Origin of the sequence: Gordonia sp. SCSIO 19800, assembly GCF_018132775.1 — a bacterium.
Classification (GTDB): Bacteria; Actinomycetota; Actinomycetes; order Mycobacteriales; family Mycobacteriaceae; genus Gordonia; species Gordonia hongkongensis.
Map to the genome: position 1 here is coordinate 1 of NZ_JAGRQM010000004.1, position 24,286 is coordinate 24,286.

Here is a 24,286-nt window from a genome sequence, read left to right on the forward strand (position 1 = left end):
ACCGCGATCAGCCACAACCTGATGCGCACCCTCGCCGCACTCACCAACACCCCCAGACTGCGGGCCGCGCGGGGCGCTACGCTGCGCCGCACACTCATCGCGGTACCCGCCCGACTAGCGCGACCAGCACGAACACCGGTCCTGCACCTACCCCGACACTGGCCAACCCAACACGCCTTCACCACGCTGTGGGCCGCAGTGCATACTCCCTGACCTACCAACCACACCCCCCCACCCACCACCAAGGAACCCCAGTGAAAAGGCTGACACAGGTCAGCGAATACCACACGCCCACAACACAATCAGACGATCACGCGCCCCAACCCACCCCACCTGAAACCCCTTCCACGGATTCAGGCTGAGGAGCGGCCGGAGCTTGCGGAGGGCGCGTCAACCCCCTGCTCCCTGAGGAGCGGCCGGAGCTTGCGGAGGGCGCGTCACGAAGGGTCCCGCACCGCAAAGACCGCACAGTTCTTGCTCGGAGGCGGACACTACCAGCAACCACCGACAATCGACGGTGGCGACTCCGCGTAGCAAAGATTCTGTTGGACAACGTATTTCGAGCTGCCGATTGCCCCTATCTCGTGTACAGTCGAACGTACATTCGCGGCACGGATTCTCGGGGGAGGTGACCGTCATGTCCGACACCACACGCGTCGGTGGCGATTCGACAGCGCCGCAACCGCGTGCCGTTGAGTTGGTGGCTGATCTCCACCGCACCCTCGATAAATTGCAGACCGTAGACCTGTCGCCGTGTACCGATGCCGAACTCGCTGAGGTGGCCGCGGAGACCGAACGCGCCATCGCGCGTCTGACCGTTGCCGGTGACCGGCAGATCGATCAGGTCGAGGCTCGCGACCTGCCCCGAAAAGCCGGGTGCCGAACACTCATGCAGTACATGACACACCGGCTACGAGTCTCGAACCCGATGCGGCGCCGTAAGCAGATGGACGCCACCGCCACCCGCACCAGCCTCGGCGGCGAGGTCCTACCACCCGAACACCCCTGCCTCGCCGAGGCGTTCGCCGCGGGAGCTGTCGGCTCCGCCCACGTACAAGCCACCCTCGACGTCCTCGACCGCATCCCGGTCGCCGTCGACCACGACATCAAGGTCGCCGCCGAACGACAGATGGCCGAGATCGCCGAAGCCCACACCCCCGCCGACATCACCCAACTCGGTGCCCGCCTGCTCGCCCACCTCGACCCCGACGGCACACTGACCGACGACACCGACCAGAAACGACGCCGCGGCCTGTGGATCGGCCGCCAACGAGCCGACGGCACCGCCAAAATATCGGGCACCCTGACCCCCGCACTCGCCGCCCGGCTCACCATGATGTTCGCCGTGTGGGGCAAACCCGGACTCAACAACCCCGACGACCCCGCCTCACCGTCCGGACCGGCCGGCACCGCCGACCCCGACGCCCTGGCCTCGGCAGCCGACCGCGACGGTCGCACTCTCGCCCAAACGAATCACGACGCCCTCGACGCCGCCCTGGCCGCAGGCTTCGCCGACGGCACACTCGGCACCTCGCATCGCGGCCTGCCCGTGCAGCTGATCATCAAAACCGACCTCTCCGACCTCGTCCGCGAAGCCGGACTCGCCACCACCGCCACCGGCACCCTGCTTCCCGTCCGGGACCTGATCGCGATGGCCGGTGACGTCCAGCCGTGGTTGGCGATCTTCAAAGACGCCACCGCTGTGCCGCTGCACTTCGGGCGCGGCAGACGTCTGGCCACCCGCGAACAACGACTCGTCTCCTTCGCCCGTCCCGACGGGGAAGTGTGCTCGGCACCCGGCTGCGATCAGCCCGCCACCCACATCGAGCTTCATCACGCCCACAAAGATTGGGCCAAGGGCGGTCTCACCGACATCGATGACCTCGCACCCGCCTGTCCCCGCCACAACCGCATGGTCGGCGACCAACCCGGCCAGTACACCACCCGGATCGTCCGGTCCGGGCCAGACGAAGGCCGCTGCGCCTGGCGATTGAACGCCGAACCCGGCGCCCCGTTCAACCCCGAACACCTCAACCGCCGACCCGACATACCCCGGCGGTTCGCAGAACATCTGAACACCGTGCGCAACGAGATCCACGGACCTGCCACCAGGCCCGGCGATGAGTCGCGCCCAACCCTTCGTGACGCGCCCTCCGCAAGCTCCGGGCGCTCCTCAGGGAGCAGCGGGCGCCCCGACGCCGTCGGCTACGGCGACCGCGGCCTCCGTCTCGAACTCGCTTATCGCGAACTGGTCCATCCGCGAACACCGCCGGAGCACCTCACCAGCCCACCGCTGACCCCGGTCGAAGCAGAACTCGCACGCATACTCACCGACCACCGGTGACGGCAAAGCAGATCGCCTCGCCGACTACCACCGCGGCGACCGGGCCGCCTAACCGTCAGTGCCGCAACGGCGCGGGACTCCACAGTCCGCTGCGGGTGGCGGTGCCGGTCTCGATCTCGGCGAGCGTGTCGACGTCGCCGTACGGTTCGTAGCGTTCGAGGGCGCCCCAGTCGCGTCCGATGTCGGCCATCAGATAGGTCGGCACCGCCGTCGCCTGCTGGGAGACCTCGAGCCAGCCGAGCGGACCGCCGCCGAAGCGGTTCTGCCACGCCGACACCGCAGCCGCCAGATCCGAGCCCGGCTTGATGCGCCACTTCGGGATCTCCGCGACCCCGACGTCGTGGGTGAACGGACGTTGGCACGGGAACGCCAGGCCCGAGGTCCAGTCGATGTGGACCGGGTCGGTGCTGCCGACGACGTCCTGCAGGGTGTCCATCTGCGGGATCCGCGGCGGGGTGAGCACGATGAACCGGTCCTCGGCCAGGTTGTCGTCGGTGGCGACGATCCGCACGGCGGTGGTGTCCGACGGCAGCTCGTCGGTGTTGTAGCGGAGGTTGCGCCACGACGGCCGTGGGCCGGGATCGATCAGTTCGGTCTCTCCGGCGGCCTCGAGGTCGGCGTCGCGGGTGTCGGGACCGATGGGGTCCGCGGTGTACTCGAGCATCACGTTCGGGTTGTCGTACTCGCCGGCCACCGACATCGTGAGCAGCGGGCGGTCCCGCCAATCCGTCGGAAGCGCATACCACCCGGAGGTGAGGCGGGCCGGGACCTGGTCGAGCTTGGAGTAGCTGCCCATGACCGGGGTCGAGCCGGGATCGAGGAAGAACGGGAGCGCTGCGGTGCTGCCGTTGATCCCGGGTTCGGCGATCTCGCCGCCGCCGGTGCCGCCGGGGTTGGAGTTGACGATGTCGGGGGACTGCCAGACGTCGCCGGACAGGACACCCAGCGACCCCTCGCTGGCCGTCGACTCGAGTGCTGTCGGCACACCGTTGGGGAAGAATCCCGAGGTGGACGGCGCGCTGCCCGGTGCGGGCGGCGGTCCGCCGAGAGGGTTGGGCAGCGTCGGGTCGACCGGGCGGAGCATGTCGCGGTCGGGGTCGGACTCCACCCAGACCTTGTCGGCCATCCCGCACGGGTTGCCGGCGACGGCGGCGAAGTTGGACCGGGGTACCGAGTACGACGAGCTCTGGTGGATTCCGGCGAAGATCGCGGTGACGATCTGGAAGACGACCACCGCCATCGCCAGATAGGCCAGCGGGGCGGCCGCCATCGAGGCGACCAGTCGTCGGTACCACCGCTGATGCGCGGCGTCGGCGCCGGTGGATTCCTCGACGTGCGGATCGGTCCCGGTGAACGGCTCACGGAAGTGGAACCACAGCGCGACCAACAGCAGAGCGAGCGCGGCGTAGAGCAGCACGCTGCCGAGCATGATGCCGCCGATCTTGACCTGCTCGACGCCCCACGGCATGCCCCACGCGGAGTAGTAGTAGTACGAGTTCGGCGCGGTGAAGGCGAGACCGCCGATGAACAGGACGAGCGCGCAGAACAGGGTGCGGTTTCGCCTCGAGTGCATGGATTGCTGGCTGGCGGCTATGGCCGCGATCGCGGCGAGGGCGGCCGCGATTCCGGCAAAGACGCCGAAGTGGTGCGTCCATTTGGTGGGCGTGAACATGAGGAACACCAGCGATGCGAAGGTGATCGCGACGATGCGGCGGGTCGGGCCGATGGCGGTGCCGGGGATGCGGTTCTTGCGGACGAGCACTGCCGCCGAGACGACCAGCCCCAGGATCATGGCCAGTACCGCGAACCGACGGGCGATGGAACCGTCGGCGGAGAAGGCGAAGAGCGCCGAGTAACGACCGATCTCGTTGTACCAGCTCATCGACGGCCCGAGCGCCGACTTCATGCTCGACGCCTCGACGAACGACCGCAGGGTCAGGTTCGAGAACACGACGAAGACGACGAAGGTGCCGGCGGCGAGGATCGGCGCGATGAGCGCCACGAACGACCATCGCAGCGAGCGCTTGCGATCGCGGTCGGCGGTCTCGGGATCGCCGGATGCCGATCCTGCGGATTCGGTGTCTGTTGAGGACAGTTCGGCGACGACGCGGGCCCGCTTGATGAGCGCCATGATCATCGGGCGTGCGCCGGCGATCAGTGCCGCCACCGCGAGCAGGCCCGTCGGGCCGGCGGCGATGCTGAACGCTCCGATCAGGCACGCGACGGCGGCCGGCAGCATGCGACCGGTGGCGATGGCCCGTTCGACCGAACACCAGGTCAGCAGGGCGCCCAGGCAGATGATCGGTTCGGGCCGTAGGCCGTTGTTGAAGGGGAACCAGCACGCGAGGAACGCGAACGCCGCCGTCCAGGCGACCATCGGGCGGGTCAGTGCGGCACGTCCCAGGCGGGGAAGAACTTCGTGACTCACGATGAGCCACACCAGGATTCCGCACAGCAGTGCGGGCAGACGCATCCACGGACTGGCCACGGAGACGTGGCTGAGCAGTCCGAAGACCTGGTAGTACCAGCCGAACGGTGCCTCGGGTGCGCCGTACCAGCGGAAGTAGTTCGCGGTGTAGTCGCTGTCCTGAGCCACCCTCGACATGGTCAGGAGGTAACCGTCGTCGGAGGTGTTGGGCCCGATCATGTGCCACACGATCAGCGCGCCGATCACCACATAGTCGCGCGCATTCAGCCGCCACCACCGTGCCGGGAAGATCCGACGATGTCGCCGGCCGTCCGTCGAGTCCAGTGCTGCCAGAGCGGACAGGGCCAGCAGCGTCGACGCCACTCCGACGATCACGACCAGCCACTTCGAGATGGTCGGCGCAGTGTTGTAGCGCGAATCGATGGTGACGTGGGCGTCGAGTCCCGCGATGTCGGCCGCCGGCCCGGCGAGATCGGTGAAGAGGCCGGTCACCTGGGGGCGCTGGTCGGACGAGTACTTGAAGGCCTCTTTGTCCTCGGTCGTGCCGGCGAGTGGTTCGTCCTCACCGTCCTCGTTCCTGGTGCCGCTCGTCATGCCGACGAACTCGGCGGTCACCGCGTCGGAATCGGCGTGCACGACGATCTCGCGGCACCCCTGGTCGCGCATGTCCTGCAGCGTCGCCGACACGAGCGAGACGTTGCGGATGACCACCTCGACGCCCTGCCGGTCCAGGGGCGCATCGGCAGCACCGGTCTTGCGGATGAACAGGCCGCGCTCACCGGACTTCGGTGCCTGCTTGGGCGTGGTGGACAGCAGCACCGATCCACCGGGCGGCAGGTCGTTCACGGCAGTGCAGGGAATCGAGACGTCGAGGTCGACGGGCGTGTAACCGATCAGCGGGGACGACACCGAACCGATCTGACCGTTCTGCGGCCAGTCGATTTCGGCCGTTCGCTGCGACACCGGCATGAGTGGGGTCGCGAGAGCGAGCAGGAACCCGAGCAGACCGGTGACGATGGCGACGATCCTCGCTCGTCGAACGGTCTGCGCTGGCACAAAGAGAGATGGTAGCCGTTGGGATGTCCCGCCCCGGTGGGCGGCGGTGCGGGCACCACGGGCGGGTGTCAAAGGCCGCGCCGCGGCGACGCATGACCGCCGATCGCCAGGTCAGGGCCAGTATGGTGAATGCCATGTCCGACGCCGAGGTGCCCGACCGTCTGCCGATCCTGCTGCTCAACGGCCCCAACCTGAACACCCTCGGCACCCGGGAGCCCGCCGTCTACGGCTCGGACACCCTCGCCGACGTGGTCGACCTGGCCGAGCGCACCGCCGCCGAGCTCGGTTTCGGTGTACGCGCGGCGCAGACCAATCACGAGGGGCAGATGCTCGACTGGATCCACGAATCCGTCGGCGAGATCAGCGGCATCGTCATCAACCCCGGGGGATGGACACACACCTCGGTCGCCCTCGCCGATGCGCTCGTCGTCCCCGATGTCCCGATCCTCGAGGTGCACATCAGCAACGTCCATCGGCGCGAGGCATTCCGGCATCACTCCTATGTGTCACCGATCGCCGCCGGGGTGATCGCCGGTTACGGCATCCGCGGCTATGAGTTCGCGATCCGCCGGCTCGTCGATCTGGTCGGCTGACCAACCCGGCGCGTCGTCGACTGGGCGCAGTTTCTCGTCGACTGTGCGCGTTTTGACCGCCGACGGGGCCTAGAGGCGAGTCGAGTCATGATGATCCGGAGGATGATTCGAGAGCGCGGTCGAGGATCGTGCGGAAACCCCTGACCAGTGCCTGGTGCGAATCCAGCGTGCCGCTCTCGAAGCCGATCAGCAGATACATTGCCGCAGTGGCGAACTCCTCGGCCTCCTCGCGGTTGTGGAGCACCTCGTCGTAGGTGGCCGCGATGATGTCTCGACGCTCTCGGTCCACGGTGTGCTGAATGGCGAGCACCTCGGGATCGTGCGCGGCCCACACGCGGATCGCGGCCTCGGTCGCGTGTGACAGCTGCAGACCGATGTCGGTGAGGGCGTCGAGTCGCTCCCGTGGGTCGGCGATGTCGCGAGCACCGGCGATCAGTCGCTGGCTCTGTTCGTCGCGCCAGTGACGGATGAGAGCGGATCGATAATCGGCCCAGTTGCCGAATGCGTGATAGAAGCTCCCGGTGGTTGTCCCGGTCGCCTCGCAGATCGCCGCCAATTTCAGACCGGCATGACCGTGGTCGGTGAGGATGGCCAGCCCAGCGTCGAGATAACGCCGTTGGATGTACTCCGACGGCTGCGCCCTCTTACCGGTGGCCATGGGTCCAGTGTGCTGCACGAATGTCGAGGTCGACGTCCGGGTGCTCACAAGCTTGCGGCTCTCATATCCAAAATGTGACCCCTTGCACATTTCTATAAGTTGACTTACAGTGACGTGGCACTCACCGAGGAGGACATGTGATGGGTAAGGCGACACGTAACCGGGGGCTGGATCCGGAGACACAGTTTCACGAGATCTATCGGAACCTGTCGACCTTCGACTTCCCGTGGGACATCAATCAGGCACTCAGCTTCGCCCTCTTCCGCACGTACGCGGTACCGAGCATCGGCCGGTTGCTCGACGAGACGCGTGCGTTCACGGCCGAGACCCAGAAGCGCTACGACGACACCTCGCTTCTGCTGGAGGTGCCGCTTCTGGACGGTTTCGACAGCAGTCGGGGCAAGTCCGCGATTCGGCGCATCAACCAGATGCATCGCATGTACGACATCTCCAACGACGACATGCGTTACGTCCTGTCGACGTTCGTGGTCGTGCCGAAGCAGTGGATCGATGACTACGGCTGGCGGAAGCTGACGGACGACGAGGTGACCGCGTCGGTGAATTACTACCGGACCCTCGGGCGCCACATGGGGATCAAGGAGATCCCCGAGGACTACCACGCCTTCGAGGTCCTGATGGACGGCTACGAAAGCGAGCACTTCGCTTTCGATGACGGTGGTCGCCGCGTCGCCGATGCCACCAAGGGCCTGCTCGCGTCGTTCTATCCCAAGCCGCTCGCGCCGGCGATCGACATCTTCAGTCGATCGCTGATGGATGACGCGCTGCTCGAGTCGTTCGGTTACCGGCGGCCCGGACGTGTCGCGAGGTTGCTGTCGATCGGTGGACTCAAGGCGCGTGCCCGCGTCGTGGCGGCCCTGCCGGCCCGTCGCACACCGCAGTACGTGTCCGAGATGCAGCGAATTCGCAGCTACCCGAACGGTTTCGACATCGAGAAGCTGGGCACGTTCGCGGGTGGCTGCCCGGTCCAACACCTCGCGGCCGAGCCTGTACAGCAAACGGCGTCGACGGGAAGTTAGTCCGGTCTGCGCATCTCGTATCCGCGGAGCAGGTCGCTTCGTTCGCTCCGAACCGTTGCGCCAGGGAGGCATTAGTGCAACCATTGGGTTGCAGTAAGAAATCCGCAGCATGGGGAGCAACGATGAGTGACAACACCGAAACCCACGACGTGACCGCCTCGGCGACAGCCGAGTTCGACCGGATCGAGCGCGAGATCTCGATCGACGCACCCGCCGACCGGGTCTGGTCTCTGGTCAGCGAACCGGGATGGTTCATCAATGACAAGGCGATCACCGAGCACCGGATCGAACGCGACGGCGACCTGTCGACCATCCACGACCCGGTCCACGGCGCCTTCACCTTCCGCACCGTCGAACTCGACGAGCCGCGTTACGCGGCGTTTCGATGGCTCGCCGATGCCGCTGATCCGCAATCGGATTCGACGCTCGTCGAGTTCTGGATCACGCCGGCGGACTCCGGCGTGCTCCTCAAGGTCGTGGAGTCCGGTTTCTCGTCGCTGCCGGGAACGGAAGCGGAGCGACGCGCACGGTTCGACGGCAACAACGAGGGATGGACCATCGAACTCGAGCTGGCCCGAACACATCTCGGCGGCGTGCATGCCTGACGTCGCTCCCGTCGAGGTCTTCGCCGCGCTGTCCGACGAGAGCCGATGGCAGATCCTCACGCGACTGGGTTCGGAACCCGCGTCCGCGTCCCATCTCGCGGCCGAACTCCCGATCAGCAGGCAGGCGATCGCGAAACACCTTCGGGTCCTCACCGAGGCGGGACTGGTGACGTCCTCACGTGTCGGCCGCGAGATCCGTTACGAAGCCGTAGGTGCACAGTTGTCGCGGGTTGCCCATCGGCTCGACACCATCGGCCGTGGTTGGGACCGCCGTCTGAACGACATCAAACTCCGCGCCGAAAAGGGCTGAGCCGTCGGCCGCAAACCCTCTGGTTCCTGCGCCAGCCCCCGCTTCCTGCGCCAACCCCCCGCTCCCTGAGCGCGGCCAACCCCCGCTCCGTGAGCGCGCCAGCAGGGGGTGACGCTCGCATGCTCCGGGCGCTCCTCAGCTCAGGGAGCAGGGGGCGGGTCGTTCTTTCGGATCAGGGAGCGGCTGTAGCGGAGGGAGCGGCGGAGCTGATCACCTCGTCGATCGCCCTGGCGGTGTCGGCGGCGTGGGGTGCGCGGATCATCGAGATGTGGTCGCCGGAGACGTCGTGAAAGGTCACGGCACCGGTCGACATCCGCCGCCACAGGTCCGGGTCGTCGGGGTTGGTGCGGGCGCGGATGACGCCGAAGGGACCCGCGTACTCCCGGGGTCGGTACCGGCGAATCATCCTGGTGCCCAACCGGAAGAACACGATCCACTGCACCGGCGTCGGGAGCTCGACCATCCCGGCAGTGGGGACGAGGGCGGCCAGAGCGAGCTCTTTCACGATTCGCTGTGGAAGTGGTTCGCGGGCGGGGGTGGGGTCGTCCCCGGTGCGGTCGGGCAGGGCGGTGTCGCGGGCACCGCCGCCCAGCGCGCGCAGGCGTCCGACGATCCCGACCTTCTCACCACGAACCCGCTTGGCGAGTGCCGGGTCGAAGAGCGAGTCCAGAACGACGACTGGATCGCATGTTTCGCCTGCCTTGGTCAGCTGCGCCGCGACCTCCATCGCGACGAACCCGCCGAGCGAGTATCCACCGACCTGATACGGGCCGCCGGGCTGGACCGATCGCATGTCGGCGATCGCGCGTCGTGCCGCCGCCCGCACGGAATGATCAGCGCGGCCGCGCTTTTCGACGCCACGCGACTGGATCGCGTAGATGGGCCGGTCGGTCTGCAGTGCTCGGACGACCGGGGTGAGGCTGGTCGCCAGGCTGCCGGCGCCGGCCACCAGGAAGATCGGCCGGCCCGTGCCCTGCCGCAGCGGGATGAGGGTAGCCCCCGAGGCGTTCGCCGACCGCTCCTTCGCGGCCGACTCGATGCGCTGGGCGAACAGCGCGATGGTCGGCGCCTCGGCGAGCATCGCGGTGTTGACGTCCAGTTGGAGGTGATGCTGCACCTCGGCCAGCATCTTCGCGGCGGCCAGCGAGTCGCCGCCGAGTTCGACGAAATCCTCGTTGCGGCCGATGGATTCGAGTCCGAGGATCTGGCACCAGAACCGGTGCAGCGCCATCTCGGTCATCCCACGGGGCGGTTCGTGATCCGGACGTGCGGGCGGAGGTGGCAGGGCCGCCCGATCCACCTTGCCGCGCTCGTTGCGCGGGAGTTCGGCGAGCACGATGATGTCGCGCGGAATCATCCACGGGGTCAACGTCTTCCCGAGCTCCTGCCGGATCTCGGCCGGGGAGGGTGACCACTTCTCGGGGTCCACGGCGACGTGGGCGGCGAGCCGTGCCTCGTCGCGGTTGGCGGTGACGACCGCGTCGGTGGTCCAGGCCAGCGCGCGGATGGCGGCTTCCACCTCGAGCGGTTCGACGAGGTACCCGCGGATCTTGATCGCGTCATCGCTGCGGCCGAGGAGCGCGAGTTCGCCGGACTCGTCGAAGCGTCCGAGATCGCCGGTGCGATATCGTGTCCGGCCGTCGGGCAACTCGATGAAGCGCGTCGCCGTCAGCTCTGGATCCTGGTGGTAACCGGACGCTACATGGGCGGATTCGACGATGACCTCGCCCGTGCTGCCGACCGGCAGGTCGTTGCCGTCCGCGTCGACGATCCGGACGTGCTTGTCCGACGCCGGCACGCCCACGGGGATGGCGCCGGGCTCGACGTCCCGCTCGGGCGGGAACAGGTTGAAGGCCAGGTTGCCGACCTCCGATGCGCCTGCCCAGCAACAGAAGACTCCGTCGGTCAGGATCGTGTCGCGGGCCAGCTGGATGTCGGCGCGGTGCGTCGGCTCACCGCAGGTGGACAGCAGTCGCAGGAATTCGACGGCGTCGTCGGCCGACAGCTCACCCAGCCAGGATCGCAGCAGCGACGGGGTGCAGTGCGCGGTGGTCGCCTCCTGTGCGACAAGCCAGTCCCGAAGCCCGGTCGTGGTGCGGCGGCGGACATCCCAGAGCAGCATGGTCGACCCGTTGAGCAAGCTCATCGCGAGCGCGTCGAGGCCGCCGCCGAAACTGAGGGGTAGCAGGACGACGGCGCGGTCGTCGGGTCGCATGCCGAGGAAGCGACGGCCGTCCCGGGCGTGATTGACCGGCATCTTCTGCGCCAGCACCACGCCTTTGGGGGTGCCGGTCGAGCCCGACGTGAAGAGCAGGACCGCCGGATCGTTCGGGCCGGGCTGGTCCGCGATACGCGACTGATCTGGTTCTCGGGCATCGGCTGCGGTGTCCAGGACATGGGCACCGGACCGTTCGAGCACGACGTCGCGTCGATCCGGCGGCAGGAACGGGTCGAGAAGGACGAGGGGGCGTCCCGAACACAGCACCGCCAGCATCCCGATCACCGAGTCGATGTCGGATTCGATCTCCACCGCCACGGGTCGGCCCGGATCGGTGGTGGCGACGATCGTGCGCGCGAGGTCGTCGACCCGGGAGGCGGCGTCGGCGAACGTGATCGACTGCTCGGGGGTCTGGAGTGCGACGGCCTCACCACGTACCGCGGCGACGGCTCGCCATCGGGCCGCGGCGGTGTCGGCGGCGTCGACGCCCGGAAGGTCGGTGACGGCCGTGGCGCCGGTGGGAGTCGCCCGGACTTCGGGAGGGTTATGGCTGTTCATGTCCTCAAACTTCCGCGGAGGCGGGAAACGTCGACGGTCATGGACGGGCCACGGAACTCTCAGCCCGGGCAACGGTGCCACGCCGCGCGGGACTCGGCCCCTCCTCCGGCCCCGACAGCTTGCCTGGCAAGCCTACCCTTAGTCGTGCGAAGGAGCACGATCGGAGCGGGGTGGGAGCACGGGGATGCGGTCCGGTCGGCCGGGCATGACACGGGAAGCGGAGACATCCGGCCGGTCGGCGGTAACGTGTTCACCGGTCGTCGGACGGTGTGGTCGCTGCATCGCCGTCCGCGACGACGGGGCTGTTCGAGGCGTGCGAGGAGAGATCGACGATGCAGTACGACGAAGTGGTTCTGGGACGTCGCAGCACCCGCGGGTTCACCTCCGACCCCGTGCCTCGAGAGCTCATCGAGGAGATCCTCACCCTCGCCATGCGAGCCCCGTCGTCGATGAACACACAACCGTGGAACTTCCACGTGATCACGGGTGAACCGTTGGATCGCATCCGCGCGGGCAACACCGAGCGCAACCTGGCCGGCGTTCCCCATTCGCGAGAGTTCCGGACGGGCGCGGAGAAGTTCACCGGGACGCACCGCGACCGTCAGGTCCAGGTTGCGAAGCAACTGTTCGGCGCGATGGGCATCGCCCGCGAGGACATGGAGATGCGGCAGGACTGGGTGCTGCGGGGGTTCCGTCAGTTCGACGCGCCGGTCTGTGTGATCGTGACCTACGACCGCATCCTCGACGGCAGCGACGACACCCCGTTCGATTGCGGCGCGGTCTCGAATGCGCTGGTCAACGCCGCCTGGTCGCGCGGTCTCGGCGCGGTCATCAACAGCCAGGGCATCATGCAGTCGCCCGTGGTTCGCGAGCACGCCGGCATCCCCGACGATCAGGTGATCATGAAGAGCATCGCGCTCGGCTGGCCGGATGAGACCTTCCCGGCCAATGCGGTGGTCTCCGAACGCAAGTCGGTCGCCGAGGCCGCGAGATTTATCGGTTTCGAGTAGTAACGTTCTGCCTCCCAGGGCTTGCAAAGAGCCAGTTGCGCAGGAGTCAATTGAACGTAGTGTGTCAGTCTCCCGGCAGACCCGAAACATCGCACGTGTCCGAGAACTAAAGGTGCCATACTCTCAGTAGCCTGGCTTCGAGGCTAGCTGCATATGAGTCAGTACAGCCTGATCTGCGCACTAGTTAGCAGTCGCTCGAAATTGCACAAGACATCCTCGGGAAACGAGAGCAGTGGAATGAAAATCCGCGTCGTGGATAGATTTGACAACCCGCCCAGCAGATACTTCGAAACACTTGTTGTGCTTCGACGCGACAATTGGGACGACTTCGGGTTCAAGACTTTATTCGATGCCGAAGTGTTGATTCCTGGGCAAGAGTCAGTCGAGCTTGGGAGCGTCAAGATTCTCCGAGCGGGAATGGACGGCGGACCCACTCCCTTTGACAGTCCGCAATTCACCGCATTAGACGAAAGATACTGTTCACTCGGACAAGATATTGAGTATTATGAAAAACTGCTTTTACTGCCTGAGCGGGAACGGGCGCAGTTTCTGAAGTTCATGCGCGACGCGGCTACTGACTTATCGATCGTTGCGGCCTTTAGAGGTGAAGAGGGTTGGCAGAATTCAATTCTCAGGTTCGGTCAAGCTGAGCACACCTTACGGGCAGCACGGTCTCTCTTTGGCGGACCTTCGCCAACCGTAGGTAGGTCCGGTCTGGTGCACAGTAGTTCAGACCTGCAGACCGAAGTACGATTCGATTTTGATGACACAGGCCCCTTGCCTGGTCGATGCAAAGTGTTGATCGGTTACAACGGTGTGGGAAAGACTCGTCTCTTGGCAGAAATCGCTCGCGAGACTAGCAAGGTGGGAAATGGCGATCCCGTACCTTCCAGCACACCCCAATCTACATTTGGTGCGGTTATTGCAGTGTCCTATAGTGCATTTGACACGTTCGAACTCCCGCTGGTCGCCGACAAGGACCGGGCGTCGACTACCAGCTTCGGGTACACATACTGCGGCTTACGGCGGCTCGAGAACGGTAAAGCGAGCTTGCAGCTGAAATCCATTCCCGAGATCGACTCGGAGCTAACCTCCGCATTTAGTCTTGCCTGTAGCAGAGACGTGCATGCGCTGGAGCGGGCACTCGCAGATATAGACAGCGATCCTTCCTTCGGGCGGGTCGGTTTGAACTTATCTGACTGGGTTCAGGTCGGGGTAATACCGGAAAATATAGTATCTCGCTTGAGTGCGGGCCAGAAGATCGTTGCGAATATTGTGGTTCAGTTGGCTGCACACCTTCGTAGGAGGTCTCTCGTCTTGATCGACGAGCCGGAGACCCACCTCCATCCTCCGCTACTCGCATCTCTGCTGCGAGGAATCCAGAGGTTGCTGGAGGCCTTTGACTCGTATCTCATAGTCGCAACGCATAGTCCGGTCGTGCTGCAGGAGGTGCCAGCTAAGGACGTTCAGGTTATTGAGCGCTTCGGCGGCGGGATTCGGGCGGTTGGCCCGCAGCTCGAAACCTTCGGGGCGGGTCTAGGCGAACTTACAAACGAAGCTTTCGGTCTCGACAATTCGGTCTCGGACTACCGGGCCGTTATTCGCGAGTTGGCTCAGGGTATGAGCATCGACGCTATCGAGGAGTTGTTTCCTCTCGGAATGGCGAGTCAAGCTCGAGCGCTGGCCATGCGTGCAATGCGCCGGGAGGGTCAGTGAGGACACTCCCGATCCCGCTTATCGATGAAGCAGATCTCTACGATCGGTTGGTTGCTCGTCGAGGAGTCGATACTTCAGCCGTACTGCGCGGAGTGAGAAGCCGAGTCCTTTACTCGTATCAACAATACCGGGAAGAGGCTGTGACGTCATTGGTGAGTGTAGGATTCGACGAGGATGCTGCGGTTGCTTTGCGGTCGAATTACCGAGTTCTGAGGTCGGGTGCACTAGCCGAATACGGATTGTCGATTCTGGGTCGGAGTAGATTGTGTTGTCTTTGTGGTCTGCGGGATGTTAGCGAACTGGACCACTACCTTCCGAAGACGATATTCCCAGAATATTCTGTTTTAACACTGAATTTGATTCCAGTCTGTGGTGTCTGCAATAGGCTAAAGTCCGAACACTACAAAGCGCTAGACGGAAGGAAGGCATTCATCCACGCATACTTCGACGATCTTCCATATGAAGAAGAATTTTTGGTTGCACGTGTCGATGTCGATCGCGCAGTTCTACCCTTCTTTGAGGTTGCACAGACCTCTCAAATGTCCAGCGAAACATTCGACGTACTCTCAGGTCAATTTAAGCGTTTCGGATTGGCCATGTATTACGCAGAAGAGGCCGTTGAGTTGCTGGCCGACAAGTCGGATGCAATAGAGGGTTATTTCTCCGATGGTGGGGCACTCGCCGTCCAGGAGTATCTCGCACGCGACGCTCGTAGCGTTCGCAAGCGGCATGGTGCCAATTTTTGGAAGTCGGCGACTCTATCGGCTGCTGCAAGTTCAACAGATTTCTGCGAAGGAGGATTTCGTCTTCTATCGTAGTCAATCACATCCGTGGGTTTTCTGGAGCGGAAGTTGTCCGCGTCGGACTGTCGGTGGCGACGAGCGGCTATATATAGACAGTACGAGATCGCCTCCTGACTTGCTGAGTGTGGTCAAGTCCCGCTGACCCGGAAAGAGGAGCGAACCAGTAAGAGGTCTGCTGTCGCTTATTTATCGTGACAGCGCCGCACGCGCGGCCGCGGCCACGCCGCCGCGACGAATCGGGCCGTGGCCCGGCAGCAGGATGTCGGCATCGAGCTCGGTGAACCGTTCGACGCTGCGTCGCGCGGTGGGTTCGTCGTGCTGGAAGAGCGACGGGATGCACTGCGGCCCGGTGATCGACGAGATCTCGTGTCCGCTCACCAGTGCGTCGCCGGACACCAGGGCGCGGCCGTCGGCGACGAGGTAGGCGCTGTGGCCGTCGGTGTGGCCGGGGCTCGCCACGGGGACCGGTGCGCCCGGGAGGTCGAGCGGTCGGTGCCCACCGGTGGAGAACCCCGACGCCTGGGCGAGACCCGCACGACTGAGGACGCCGAGCGGAGTGGTCTTGGCCAGCCACGCCCACAGGCGGGGGTTCGCCACCTGCGGGGCGAGATCGAGCGCGTTCGCCTGCTGGAGGTGACGGCGCAGCGCGTGATCCACCTCGACCGGGTCCATGTAGACGTCGAACCCATACTTCGCTTGCAGCTTGACGAGACCACCCAGGTGGTCGACGTGAGCATGGGTGAGGAGCGCGCCACGTACGTCCTCGGGCTTGCGGCCGATCCGTTCGATGGACTCGACGACCTGGGCGGCCTGGCCCGGATAACCGCCGTCGATGAGCGTCAGCTCGCCGTCCTGCTCCAGCAGCACCCAGTTCACGACGTCGGTGGAGACGAAATGGGTTGTCGACGAATCGCCGTCGACCCGGGTGATCGTCATCGGTCGCGCGGTACGGAACGGGAGTCGCATCATCATCACTTCCGGACGACGAGCACGAACGGGCCGCGCTCGGTGACCTGGAAGCGCGGGTCGTCGAACACCGCCGGGTCGAAGGTGACCGTGTAGCGCTTCACGTTCGGATCGTTGGGATAGACGTCCTCGGCGAGGCGGAGCGTGTAACCGTCTGCGCTGTACCTGAACAGGAAGACATTCGGCGGGGTCCAGGGGGATCGGTCGAGCGCGTCGACGAGCTGGTCGGCGTTCTCGCTCTTCGCCCAACGCTCGATCGCGGCTGCGCGCTTGTCGAATTCGGCCAGCGGATTGGCGTAGTGGGAGGTGAGTCCCTGGAATCCCCAGTACGGGTAGATCGACAGGAACCCGAAGTCGGCGGTGAGGACCACATTCTCGGTGCGCGGCCGGCCGGTCTGTTCACCGATCAGCTTGTCCAGCTCCGCGAAGTACGACTCGGCGCCGGCCGGGCGGGCGTCGGCGCGTTCGCCGTATCCGTCGGTGTCGGTGTAGGCGGTGGTGATCTCGGTACCCAGATGACCCGGGATGCTTTGTGCCATCGCGATTGCCGAGAGGACGGCGAGTGCACCGACGACCACACGAACGTCGCCGAAGCGCCGTACCGCCGCATGCGCGAGGTCGACGACACCGAAGACGCCCGCCGCGCTCAGTGTGGCCACCAGGATCGGCTCGAGACGGAACGAGAGAAGGGTCGTGCCCAGGGCGGTCATCAGCATCGACAGCAGGCAGAAAAGATAGACCGTCACCACCGTGACGCCCATGGCCAGGGCGACGGTGCGGGTACGGAAGCGCAGCAGAATCCAGAGGAGGCCGATCATCGTGATCGCGCCCACGAGGTTCAGCCCGAACATCGGCAGCGGCAGCACCGAACCGCGTTCGGGCAGATAGTGTTCGGCGGTACCGCCGCTGGCGGGCGTGTTGGTCAGGCGTGCCCACAGGTAGGGCGCCCACACCAGCAGGGCGATCAGGCCGGAGATGACCCCGACGGCGACCAGACGACCGATCACCGCGAGCACGACACCGCGCCGGCGGCTGGTCACCGTGGCCGACGGAGTGGCCTTGTTCGACGCGCTCAGCCAGCCTTGGACGGCGAAGTAACCGGCCAGCAGGACAGCTGTGAGGGCGAACAGTCCGGTGTAGAGCGTGTAGGTGGCGGCCGAGATCCCCAGGAACACACCGGACGCCGCCACCGCAGGCCAACTCGTCGCGCCGAAGAGCGGACCCGCGGGTCCGTCGGCGGCACGGGTTCGTCCGCGCAGCGCGTAGGTCAGCGTGATCAGCATGGGTACGCCGATCAGCACCAGAATGGCCGCATACGGCTCCGGCGAGGCGTACAGCAACGTGACGGTGGTGACCGCGAGGCCCAGCGCGACACCACGATCGGCGCCGAACATGCGGATGAACAAGATGACGCCGACGGCCGCGGCCACCGCCATCGACACGATCGCCCAGGTCTTGTATGCCTCCCAGCCGGGCTGGCCGAGCAGGTTCGCGAACCGGCCGCCCCACCAGAACCAACCGGCCGGGTAATAGGGCGGCAGATCGGTGTAGGTCATGTCCGCGAGGTGCGGGCTCGACGTCATGCGGGTGAGGTACTCGGTGCGGAACTCCTGGTCGACCGAGAGTCCGAAGAGGTAGAGACGTGTTGCGCCCAGCGGCATTCCGATGGTCACCGTGACGAAGCCCGACATCGCGGCCGCCGACAGCACCGGCACCAGCAGTCGGCCCTTGCCGTAGCGATAGAGCAGTGCGGCGACCACCAGGATGGCGATCGCCAGCACCTGTCCGGCGGTCGTCAGCGACCGGGTCACGTTGGAGGAGTTGAACGCCGGCCACTCGACGGTCCCGATGGCCGTCAGTCCCGCCATCGACACCAACCCGCCGACCACTACGGCGATCAGCAGCGACAGTACCGCGCGTACGTAGCCCGTCGAACCCTGCGGTGCGGAGGGTGAGTCCTCTTCCGCTCCCTGAGGAGTCCCGGAGCTTGCGGAGGGCGCTTCGCCTTCCGCTCCGTGAGGAGTCCCGGAGCTTGCGGGGGGCGAGTCCTCTTCCGCTCCCTGAGGAGTCCCGGAGCTTGCGGAGGGACGTCTCGAAGGGTCAGGTCGGTTCATCACGTCCACTCAGACTCTGCTGTTCAGCGATTGGGCGATTCAGCGATCAGATCGGCAACTTGCGGAAGATCGGACGCGGGATGTGGCGGAGCACCATCATGATGTAGCGGAACGGCCCCGGCACCCAGACGATCTCCTTGCCCTTGGTGGCCGCGGCCACCGCCAGGCGACCGACGTCCTCCTTGTCGACCGTGAGCGGCGCTTCCTTGACATGCGCCGACAACCGGGTGCGGACCTGGCCGGGGCGGATGACGAGGACGCGAGCACCGAAGGGGCGCAGCGCCTCTCCGAGCCCGAGGTAGAAGCCGTCGAGTCCGGCCTTCGTGGAGCCGTAGACGAAGTTGCTGCGGCGGACGCGCTCGCCGGCGACGGAGCTCATCGCGATGATCTGTCCGTGGCCCTGCGCCTTGAACTTTTCGCCCAGCAGAACACCGACGGAAACCGCTGCGGTGTAGTTGATCTCGGCTTCGGCGACCGCGAGGCCGTGGTCCTGCCAGGCCTGCTCGTCGTCACCCTGGATGCCGAAGGCGACGATCGCGACGTCGACGTCACCGTCGGCGAACGCCTTGTCGATGACCGCCCGGTGGGTGTCGGTGGCGCGGGCGTCGAAGTCGATCTGCGTGACCTCGGTGGCGCCGGCGTTCTTGGCCTTCTCCACCGCCGCGGCGGCGGTGGGGTCACCCGGCAGGGTGGCGAGGATGACCCGCGCGGGGCCCTTGCTGAGGTACTCCGCGGTGATGGCGAGCCCGATCTCGGAGCTGCCGCCCAGGACCAGGATGGACTGTGGGACGCCCACGGCGTTGATCATTATGTACTCGCTTTCGGTGACGTACAGGTCGGGTGCGCGTGCGGCGCGTCGAAAAGGGCAGTCGGTCAGGCGAGTTCGAGGCGCCGACCCATGTCCGACATGAACACCCGGTTGGGGTCGATGCGACGACGCGTCGCGATCCAGTCGCCGATCTCCGGGTACATGGCGTGGAAGTTCTCGGCCGAGGTGCGCGAGTCCTTGGCGGTGTAGAGGCGGCCGCCCATCGCCATGACGCGGCGGTCGAGCTCGTTGAGGAACTCGGCGAGGCCGGCCTTGACCGGGAAGTCGAGGCAGACGTTCCAGCCCTTGAACGGGAAGCTCAGCGGCGCCCGGTTGCCCTCGCCGAAGAGTTTGATGACGTTGAGGAAGCTGACATGGCCCGACGCCTGGATGTCCTCGATGAGCGCGGTGAACTCGCCCTCGTTGCCGGTCGGCACGATGAACTGGTACTGGCAGAAACCACCGCCGCGTCCGTAGGCGTTGTTCCAGTCACCGAACACGTCGAGCATGTGGTAGAACTGCGCGAGATTTTTGACCTTGCCCTCACTGGGCGGTCCGATCCGGTAGTACGCCTCGCCGACTGCGGAGAAGCTGAGCTTGTTCGCCAACCCGCGCGGGAAGATGTCGGGGAACCGGACGAGTGGCTTGTTGTTGAACGACAGCGGGTTGTCGCGGTACTTCTCCGGCAGTTCGTCGACGCGGGCGAGATTCCCCCGGGAAAACGTGCCGCGACCGAGCTTCGGCGGCGCGCTGATGGTGTCGAACCAGCCCGAGGCGTATTCGTATCCGTCCTCGAATCCGTCCTGGAGATGCAGGTCGAGGGTCTCCTGCAGCGAGCCGGTGCGCGCGGTGTCGGCGATGAAGTAGGCGCTTTCGGTGCGCTTCATCTGGATCTTGGCGCGCAGCACGATGCCCGTCAGTCCGATGCCGCCGATGGTCGCCCAGAAGAGTTCGCCGTTCGGGTCGTCGGCCGAGCCGCCCGGGGTGAGGGTGAGGATGCGGCCGTCGGCGACGAGCAACTGCATCTCGACGACGTGGTTGCCGAAGCTGCCCTGGCTGTGGTGGTTCTTGCCGTGGATGTCGTGGGCGATCGCGCCGCCCACCGTCACCTGTCGGGTACCCGGGAGCACCGGGACCCACAAGCCGTGGGGGAGCGCCGCCTGCATGAGCGTGTCCAGGGAGACGCCGGCGTCGACGTCGACCGTGGCCGACTCGTCGTCGATCGCGTAAATCCTGGTCAGTGGGGTCATGTCGATCGTGAGGCCGCCACTGTTCTGGCCCGACTCGTTGTACGAGCGGCCCAGTCCGCGGGCGATGACGCCGCGCTTGAGGTAGTCCGGCTTGTCCGCGTTGTCGTCAGCCACGCGGGCCACCGCCTCGGCGATGACCTCTGGGTACGGCGTGGACAGGACGTGACCCTCGATCGGGGTGGTGCGAGACCAGCCCACCAGCTTGCGGGTCGTGATCGGCAGCAACTCTTCAGTAGACATCGCTAGAGAGGTTACCTGGGCGGGGTTCACAGACCGACCGTCATGCCGGGGACGCGGAGTCGTACCCATGACCTCCAAGCGCTCGTCGATGCCATCGAGAAACGCACCATTGACTGATGGCACGATACGTGGTGGCATGCATCACAGACGTACTACCGCGCACGACGAGGAGCCCGGCATGGAAGCGCTCAGAGATGTGACCCGTTCCGACGACGGAATCGACGAGGTGTCGCAGCGCTTGCTGGCATCTGCCGCGCGGTTGTCGCGCAATGCGCTGACCGAGATCGACTGGGATGCGCCGCTCGAGAAGGACAAGTACGGCTGCAGCCCGGAGTGGTCGACTCTGTATGGAACGGCCTACTGGAATGAGATGACCGAGCAGCAGCGGATCGCCCTCACCCGGCACGAGACGGCGTCGATCATGAGCATCGGCATCTGGTTCGAGATGATGCTGCAGGAGATGGTGATCCGCGATCAGTACCTCGGCGACTACCATCGCCCGGAGTTCCAGTTCGCCCTGACCGAGGTCGCCGACGAGTGTCGGCACTCGCTCATGTTCGCCAAGACGTCGCACAAGCTGACCGGGACCAGCTACACGCCGCATCCGCGCCTGGGTCGCTTCGGCAAGTTGTTCATGCGGGTCGCGGGCAGCGAAGTCGCCTACGCCGGAATCCTTGCCGCCGAGGAAGTCCTGGACGTGCTGCAGCGTGGCTGCATGCGTGACGATCGGGTGCTGCCGCTCGTGCGCACCGTCAACGAGATCCACGTCCTCGAGGAATCTCGCCACATGCGTTTCGCGCGAGAGGAGGTGCGCCAGTCCATGGCGGACGCCAGTTGGATTCGGCGACAACTCAGTTCGGTGATCACCGCGATGGCCGTGTCCTACATCCTCGTCAGCCTCGTCCGCCCGAAGGCCTACGCCGACGCCGGTCTGGACCACCGTCGGGCGGTCGGAGAGATGCGCCGCAACCACCATTTCCAGTCAATGGTCCGCTCGGGTTGCGCGCACTTGATGGGCTTCCTCGACGAGGTGGGTCTGCTCACCCGGCCCGCGGCGCGGATCTACCGCAAGGTGCACATGCTCTGACGGGCCGATGCCGAACGTCCCCCGGCGATCACGAATCCTGGTGCGGGGGAGTGATGATCACGGCGTTGACCAGCGAGAGCAGGTCTTCGATGCCGGTGCCGTCGGGCAATTGGTCGGCGAAGTCGGTCTCCAGTGCGGCCAGGCCGTGCGCCATGGCGAAGGTTGCGACGGCGATGAGTTTGCCGGGCACGCCGCCGCCCCAACCGTGGTCGGCGGCGTCGGAGACGGTGCGCGTGTGCAACTCCCATCCGCGCGCCCGTGCCGCGACCAGGTCGGGCGCCTTGTTGTCGACGAGTCGTGAGCCCATCATCAGCGTGACCGTGGCGCGGTTGTCACGCGCGAATCGGACGTAGACCTGCCCCAGCGTGGCGACGGCCTCGCCGAGCGGGGCGTCGTCCGGCAGTTGCTCGAGAGCACGCATGTGTTCGGTGTGGAGGTTGTCGAAACCGCGGACCGCGACCGCCGTGAACAACGCCCGACGATCGGCGAAATGGTGGGCCACCGACTGATGCGTGATACCCACCCGGCGGGCGATCGCACGCAGGCTCGCGTTCTCGGGTCCGGCCTCGTCGAGTTCGGCGACAGCCGCGACGAGCAGAGCTTCTCGGACCTCGGGCGCGGTCCGGCGTCGGATCGGGCAAGCCGGCTTCTGCATGCTCGCGATTATGGATCACGGCGTTCGTGACGTGGCCCGACCTCGCCCTCATGTGCGAGCTGGGCGGCGGGTCGGCCAGGACGTCGGCTTCGGATCTTCATGGTCTGCATTCCGATCTGGGCGGCCAACAGGCGATTGGTTCTGCGACGATGGGTGCCATGGAGCCAGCTCACGCCAGCTCAGTCGACGGCACTCGATGAGAACGACGGTGCTGGGTGTGCCCAGTAGTGCCGGCGCCTACTGCGTGGGTGTAGAACGAGCGCCCGGCGCGTTGCGAGCTGCCGGCCTCGTCGAACAGCTGCGGGCGTCAGGCACGGACGTCGTCGATGCCGGCGATCTGACGACACGGCTGTGGTTTCCCGACCGTGAGCGACCGTTCGCGCAGAACCTCGGCGAAGAGGCGGATGCACTCGTCGAGCTTTCCACCGCTGCGGCGAGCCTGCTCGCAGCTGACCAACGTCTGCTCGTGCTCGGCGGAAGCTGCACAGTCGCCTTCGGACTCTGTGACGCGATGGCACGTGCCGGAGAACGGCCCAGGCTCGTCTACATCGACCGGCATCTGGATCTCAACACCCCCCGCTCGACGACGGAGGGCTCGCTGAGTTGGATGGGGATGGCGCACGCGCTGGGTCTCGAGGGGGCCGCGCCGGAGTTGGTCGATCTGATGTACCGCACACCGTTGTTGCGGCCGTCGGAGCTGGTCTACCTCGGCGTTGATCTGAGTCGAGAGACAACTGATTGGGAACGCGGACAGGCTGCAGAACACAGAATCGCGGTCGTCGATCAGACCGCGCTCTGCGACGACCCCCGTCGTGCGGCCGCCGACGCCCGCCGGATTCTGGCGTCCGGACCGTTCCTGGTGCATCTCGATGTCGACGTACTCGACTTTCTGGACGCGCCGATCGCCGAGAACGTGAACGGCCGAAACAGCGGGCCGACCATCGCGATACTCGGACAGGCACTCGGCGCGCTGCTAGAAGATCCCGACTGCTGGGGAATGTCGATCGGGCAGCTCGACCCGGCGCATGCGTCGGCAGATCGAACCGCGATACCCAGGCTCGTGTCGGTGCTCGTTTCGGCACTGAGCTCCACCTAGCCTCGTGTGGTGACACCCGCTCACTCGTGTCTGTACCGGCTCGATCCGCGGTGAGCTGATCCGGCCGTGTCCCGAGTCACCGACCCATGGAATAGAACTCGTGATTGGGTGCCACCGCCGTCAGGTGTGCGAGTCGGTTCGACGCGGCGAAGAACGCAGTGATCGCCCCGACGTCCCAGATCTCGTCATCGGTGAGCCCCGCTTCCCGGGCGCGGGCCATGTCGCTGTCCGCGAACAGTTCTGGGGTCCTGGTCAGGGCGAGGGTGAGATCGACGATTGCGCGCTGACGCTCATCCAGGACCGCTCCGGCAGGGTTGGTTGCCACGTGATCGGAGAGGTGTGCGTCCTTGGATCGCACGCGCAGGATGGCGCCGTGGGCGACGACGCAATAGATGCAGCGGTTCGCTCCGGACGAGGCGACGACGACCAGCTCGCGTTCGGCTTTCGACAGCGGACCGGGGCCCTCCATCAGGACGTCGTGGTAGTCGAGAAAGGCTCGCAACTCGTTCGGGCGGTGACCCAGTGCGCGAAAGATGTTGGGGACGAAGCCCGACTTCTCCGCAATGGGTTCGATGCGTTCACGGAGGTCAGCCGGTAGGTCGGCGAGTTCGGTCAAGGGGAATCGGCTCGTGGTCATGGCAAGGCCTTCCGTCACAGGGGCGCACCCTGCTCGCTTCGCGAGGAGCCCATGGTCGCGCCTCGCGACGTGACTCACCACCCCCGGAAGAAGGGGT

At 65.7% G+C, this 24,286-nt stretch carries 19 protein-coding genes and 1 pseudogene; 11 read left to right on the forward strand and 9 right to left on the reverse strand.

From position 1 onward, the window contains the following. Both KB201_RS05650 and KB201_RS05655 read left to right on the forward strand, forming a co-directional pair. Nucleotides 1-213, forward strand: a pseudogene (locus KB201_RS05650) (IS1380 family transposase); the annotation flags it as partial. Between the two features lie 424 nt (nt 214-637). Next, entirely contained in the window at nt 638-2,344 is a 1,707-nt protein-coding gene (locus KB201_RS05655) for an HNH endonuclease signature motif containing protein (RefSeq protein WP_211538577.1), read from the forward strand. Nucleotides 2,345-2,399: 55 nt separating this feature from the next. Here KB201_RS05655 and KB201_RS05660 read toward each other — a convergent pair whose 3' ends face one another. Next, nucleotides 2,400-5,828, reverse strand: a complete 3,429-nt coding sequence (locus tag KB201_RS05660; protein WP_058250945.1) for an arabinosyltransferase domain-containing protein — start codon at nt 5,826-5,828, stop codon at nt 2,400-2,402. 134 nt (nt 5,829-5,962) lie between these two features. Here KB201_RS05660 and aroQ point away from each other — a divergent pair, with 134 nt between their 5' ends. Continuing rightward, entirely contained in the window at nt 5,963-6,421 is a 459-nt protein-coding gene (aroQ, locus tag KB201_RS05665) for a type II 3-dehydroquinate dehydratase (RefSeq protein ID WP_058251126.1), read from the forward strand. Between the two features lie 85 nt (nt 6,422-6,506). Here aroQ and KB201_RS05670 read toward each other — a convergent pair whose 3' ends face one another. Further along, entirely contained in the window at nt 6,507-7,079 is a 573-nt protein-coding gene (locus KB201_RS05670; protein WP_176455872.1) for a TetR/AcrR family transcriptional regulator, read from the reverse strand. Nucleotides 7,080-7,219: 140 nt separating this feature from the next. Between KB201_RS05670 and KB201_RS05675 the strand changes: the two genes are divergently transcribed. The 3 genes from KB201_RS05675 to KB201_RS05685 all read left to right on the forward strand — a co-directional run bounded on the left by KB201_RS05675 (nt 7,220) and on the right by KB201_RS05685 (nt 9,031). Further along, nucleotides 7,220-8,116, forward strand: a complete 897-nt coding sequence (locus KB201_RS05675; protein WP_078111872.1) for an oxygenase MpaB family protein — start codon at nt 7,220-7,222, stop codon at nt 8,114-8,116. A gap of 122 nt (nt 8,117-8,238) precedes the next feature. Continuing rightward, nucleotides 8,239-8,721: an SRPBCC domain-containing protein gene (locus KB201_RS05680; protein WP_078111871.1), complete on the forward strand. Its 483-nt coding sequence runs from the start codon at nt 8,239-8,241 to the stop codon at nt 8,719-8,721. Further along, nucleotides 8,714-9,031, forward strand: a complete 318-nt coding sequence (locus KB201_RS05685) for a metalloregulator ArsR/SmtB family transcription factor (RefSeq protein WP_078111870.1) — start codon at nt 8,714-8,716, stop codon at nt 9,029-9,031. The genes KB201_RS05680 and KB201_RS05685 overlap by 8 nt, the downstream gene beginning before the upstream one ends. A 172-nt stretch (nt 9,032-9,203) precedes the next feature. Here KB201_RS05685 and KB201_RS05690 read toward each other — a convergent pair whose 3' ends face one another. Beyond that, the gene (locus KB201_RS05690) at nt 9,204-11,807 is read right to left on the reverse strand and encodes an AMP-binding protein (protein ID WP_078111869.1); all 2,604 of its coding nucleotides are present in this window, start codon (nt 11,805-11,807) and stop codon (nt 9,204-9,206) included. A gap of 332 nt (nt 11,808-12,139) precedes the next feature. Here KB201_RS05690 and KB201_RS05695 point away from each other — a divergent pair, with 332 nt between their 5' ends. The 3 genes from KB201_RS05695 to KB201_RS05705 all read left to right on the forward strand — a co-directional run bounded on the left by KB201_RS05695 (nt 12,140) and on the right by KB201_RS05705 (nt 15,351). Continuing rightward, the gene (locus KB201_RS05695) at nt 12,140-12,817 is read left to right on the forward strand and encodes a nitroreductase (RefSeq protein WP_211538578.1); all 678 of its coding nucleotides are present in this window, start codon (nt 12,140-12,142) and stop codon (nt 12,815-12,817) included. Nucleotides 12,818-13,054: 237 nt separating this feature from the next. Beyond that, complete coding sequence (locus KB201_RS05700; protein WP_211538579.1) at nt 13,055-14,533, forward strand: AAA family ATPase; 1,479 nt, start codon at nt 13,055-13,057, stop codon at nt 14,531-14,533. Between the two features lie 140 nt (nt 14,534-14,673). Then, complete coding sequence (locus tag KB201_RS05705) at nt 14,674-15,351, forward strand: hypothetical protein (protein ID WP_211538580.1); 678 nt, start codon at nt 14,674-14,676, stop codon at nt 15,349-15,351. A 171-nt stretch (nt 15,352-15,522) separates the two neighbouring features. On the opposite strand, the gene KB201_RS05710 is transcribed toward KB201_RS05705, so the two are convergent. The 4 genes from KB201_RS05710 to KB201_RS05725 all read right to left on the reverse strand — a co-directional run bounded on the left by KB201_RS05710 (nt 15,523) and on the right by KB201_RS05725 (nt 20,714). Next, nucleotides 15,523-16,302, reverse strand: coding sequence for an MBL fold metallo-hydrolase (locus KB201_RS05710; protein ID WP_211538741.1), 780 nt, complete (start codon nt 16,300-16,302; stop codon nt 15,523-15,525). A 5-nt stretch (nt 16,303-16,307) separates the two neighbouring features. Continuing rightward, entirely contained in the window at nt 16,308-18,416 is a 2,109-nt protein-coding gene (locus tag KB201_RS05715) for an arabinofuranosyltransferase (protein ID WP_282958889.1), read from the reverse strand. 46 nt (nt 18,417-18,462) lie between these two features. Further along, complete coding sequence (locus KB201_RS05720; protein ID WP_058250949.1) at nt 18,463-19,224, reverse strand: decaprenylphospho-beta-D-erythro-pentofuranosid-2-ulose 2-reductase; 762 nt, start codon at nt 19,222-19,224, stop codon at nt 18,463-18,465. 65 nt (nt 19,225-19,289) lie between these two features. After that, nucleotides 19,290-20,714, reverse strand: a complete 1,425-nt coding sequence (locus tag KB201_RS05725; protein ID WP_058250950.1) for an FAD-binding oxidoreductase — start codon at nt 20,712-20,714, stop codon at nt 19,290-19,292. A 178-nt stretch (nt 20,715-20,892) separates the two neighbouring features. Here KB201_RS05725 and KB201_RS05730 point away from each other — a divergent pair, with 178 nt between their 5' ends. Then, complete coding sequence (locus tag KB201_RS05730) at nt 20,893-21,801, forward strand: diiron oxygenase (protein ID WP_058250951.1); 909 nt, start codon at nt 20,893-20,895, stop codon at nt 21,799-21,801. 28 nt (nt 21,802-21,829) lie between these two features. On the opposite strand, the gene KB201_RS05735 is transcribed toward KB201_RS05730, so the two are convergent. Beyond that, nucleotides 21,830-22,456 (reverse strand): TetR/AcrR family transcriptional regulator, encoded by a 627-nt coding sequence (locus KB201_RS05735; RefSeq protein WP_058250952.1) that lies wholly within the window; start codon nt 22,454-22,456, stop codon nt 21,830-21,832. A gap of 196 nt (nt 22,457-22,652) precedes the next feature. Here KB201_RS05735 and KB201_RS05740 point away from each other — a divergent pair, with 196 nt between their 5' ends. Then, nucleotides 22,653-23,552 carry an arginase family protein gene (locus KB201_RS05740; RefSeq protein WP_058250953.1) on the forward strand — a complete coding sequence of 300 codons (900 nt, stop codon included), beginning with the start codon at nt 22,653-22,655 and terminating at the stop codon, nt 23,550-23,552. A gap of 76 nt (nt 23,553-23,628) precedes the next feature. On the opposite strand, the gene KB201_RS05745 is transcribed toward KB201_RS05740, so the two are convergent. After that, nucleotides 23,629-24,189 carry a peroxidase-related enzyme gene (locus KB201_RS05745; RefSeq protein ID WP_058250954.1) on the reverse strand — a complete coding sequence of 187 codons (561 nt, stop codon included), beginning with the start codon at nt 24,187-24,189 and terminating at the stop codon, nt 23,629-23,631. Between the last annotated feature and the right edge of the window lie 97 nt (nt 24,190-24,286).

Coding starts and splice junctions, on each gene's coding strand:
- KB201_RS05710 (WP_211538741.1), bottom strand. CDS start 16,302: ATGCGACTCCCGTTCCGTACCGCGCGACCGATGACGATCACCCGGGTC.
- KB201_RS05675 (WP_078111872.1), top strand. CDS start 7,220: ATGGGTAAGGCGACACGTAACCGGGGGCTGGATCCGGAGACACAGTTT.
- KB201_RS05720 (WP_058250949.1), bottom strand. CDS start 19,224: ATGATCAACGCCGTGGGCGTCCCACAGTCCATCCTGGTCCTGGGCGGC.
- KB201_RS05655 (WP_211538577.1), top strand. CDS start 638: ATGTCCGACACCACACGCGTCGGTGGCGATTCGACAGCGCCGCAACCG.
- KB201_RS05740 (WP_058250953.1), top strand. CDS start 22,653: ATGAGAACGACGGTGCTGGGTGTGCCCAGTAGTGCCGGCGCCTACTGC.
- KB201_RS05680 (WP_078111871.1), top strand. CDS start 8,239: ATGAGTGACAACACCGAAACCCACGACGTGACCGCCTCGGCGACAGCC.
- KB201_RS05690 (WP_078111869.1), bottom strand. CDS start 11,807: ATGAACAGCCATAACCCTCCCGAAGTCCGGGCGACTCCCACCGGCGCC.
- KB201_RS05730 (WP_058250951.1), top strand. CDS start 20,893: ATGGAAGCGCTCAGAGATGTGACCCGTTCCGACGACGGAATCGACGAG.
- KB201_RS05725 (WP_058250950.1), bottom strand. CDS start 20,714: ATGTCTACTGAAGAGTTGCTGCCGATCACGACCCGCAAGCTGGTGGGC.
- KB201_RS05700 (WP_211538579.1), top strand. CDS start 13,055: ATGAAAATCCGCGTCGTGGATAGATTTGACAACCCGCCCAGCAGATAC.
- KB201_RS05670 (WP_176455872.1), bottom strand. CDS start 7,079: ATGGCCACCGGTAAGAGGGCGCAGCCGTCGGAGTACATCCAACGGCGT.
- KB201_RS05735 (WP_058250952.1), bottom strand. CDS start 22,456: ATGCAGAAGCCGGCTTGCCCGATCCGACGCCGGACCGCGCCCGAGGTC.
- KB201_RS05715 (WP_282958889.1), bottom strand. CDS start 18,416: ATGAACCGACCTGACCCTTCGAGACGTCCCTCCGCAAGCTCCGGGACT.
- KB201_RS05695 (WP_211538578.1), top strand. CDS start 12,140: ATGCAGTACGACGAAGTGGTTCTGGGACGTCGCAGCACCCGCGGGTTC.
- KB201_RS05685 (WP_078111870.1), top strand. CDS start 8,714: ATGCCTGACGTCGCTCCCGTCGAGGTCTTCGCCGCGCTGTCCGACGAG.
- KB201_RS05745 (WP_058250954.1), bottom strand. CDS start 24,189: ATGACCACGAGCCGATTCCCCTTGACCGAACTCGCCGACCTACCGGCT.
- aroQ (WP_058251126.1), top strand. CDS start 5,963: ATGTCCGACGCCGAGGTGCCCGACCGTCTGCCGATCCTGCTGCTCAAC.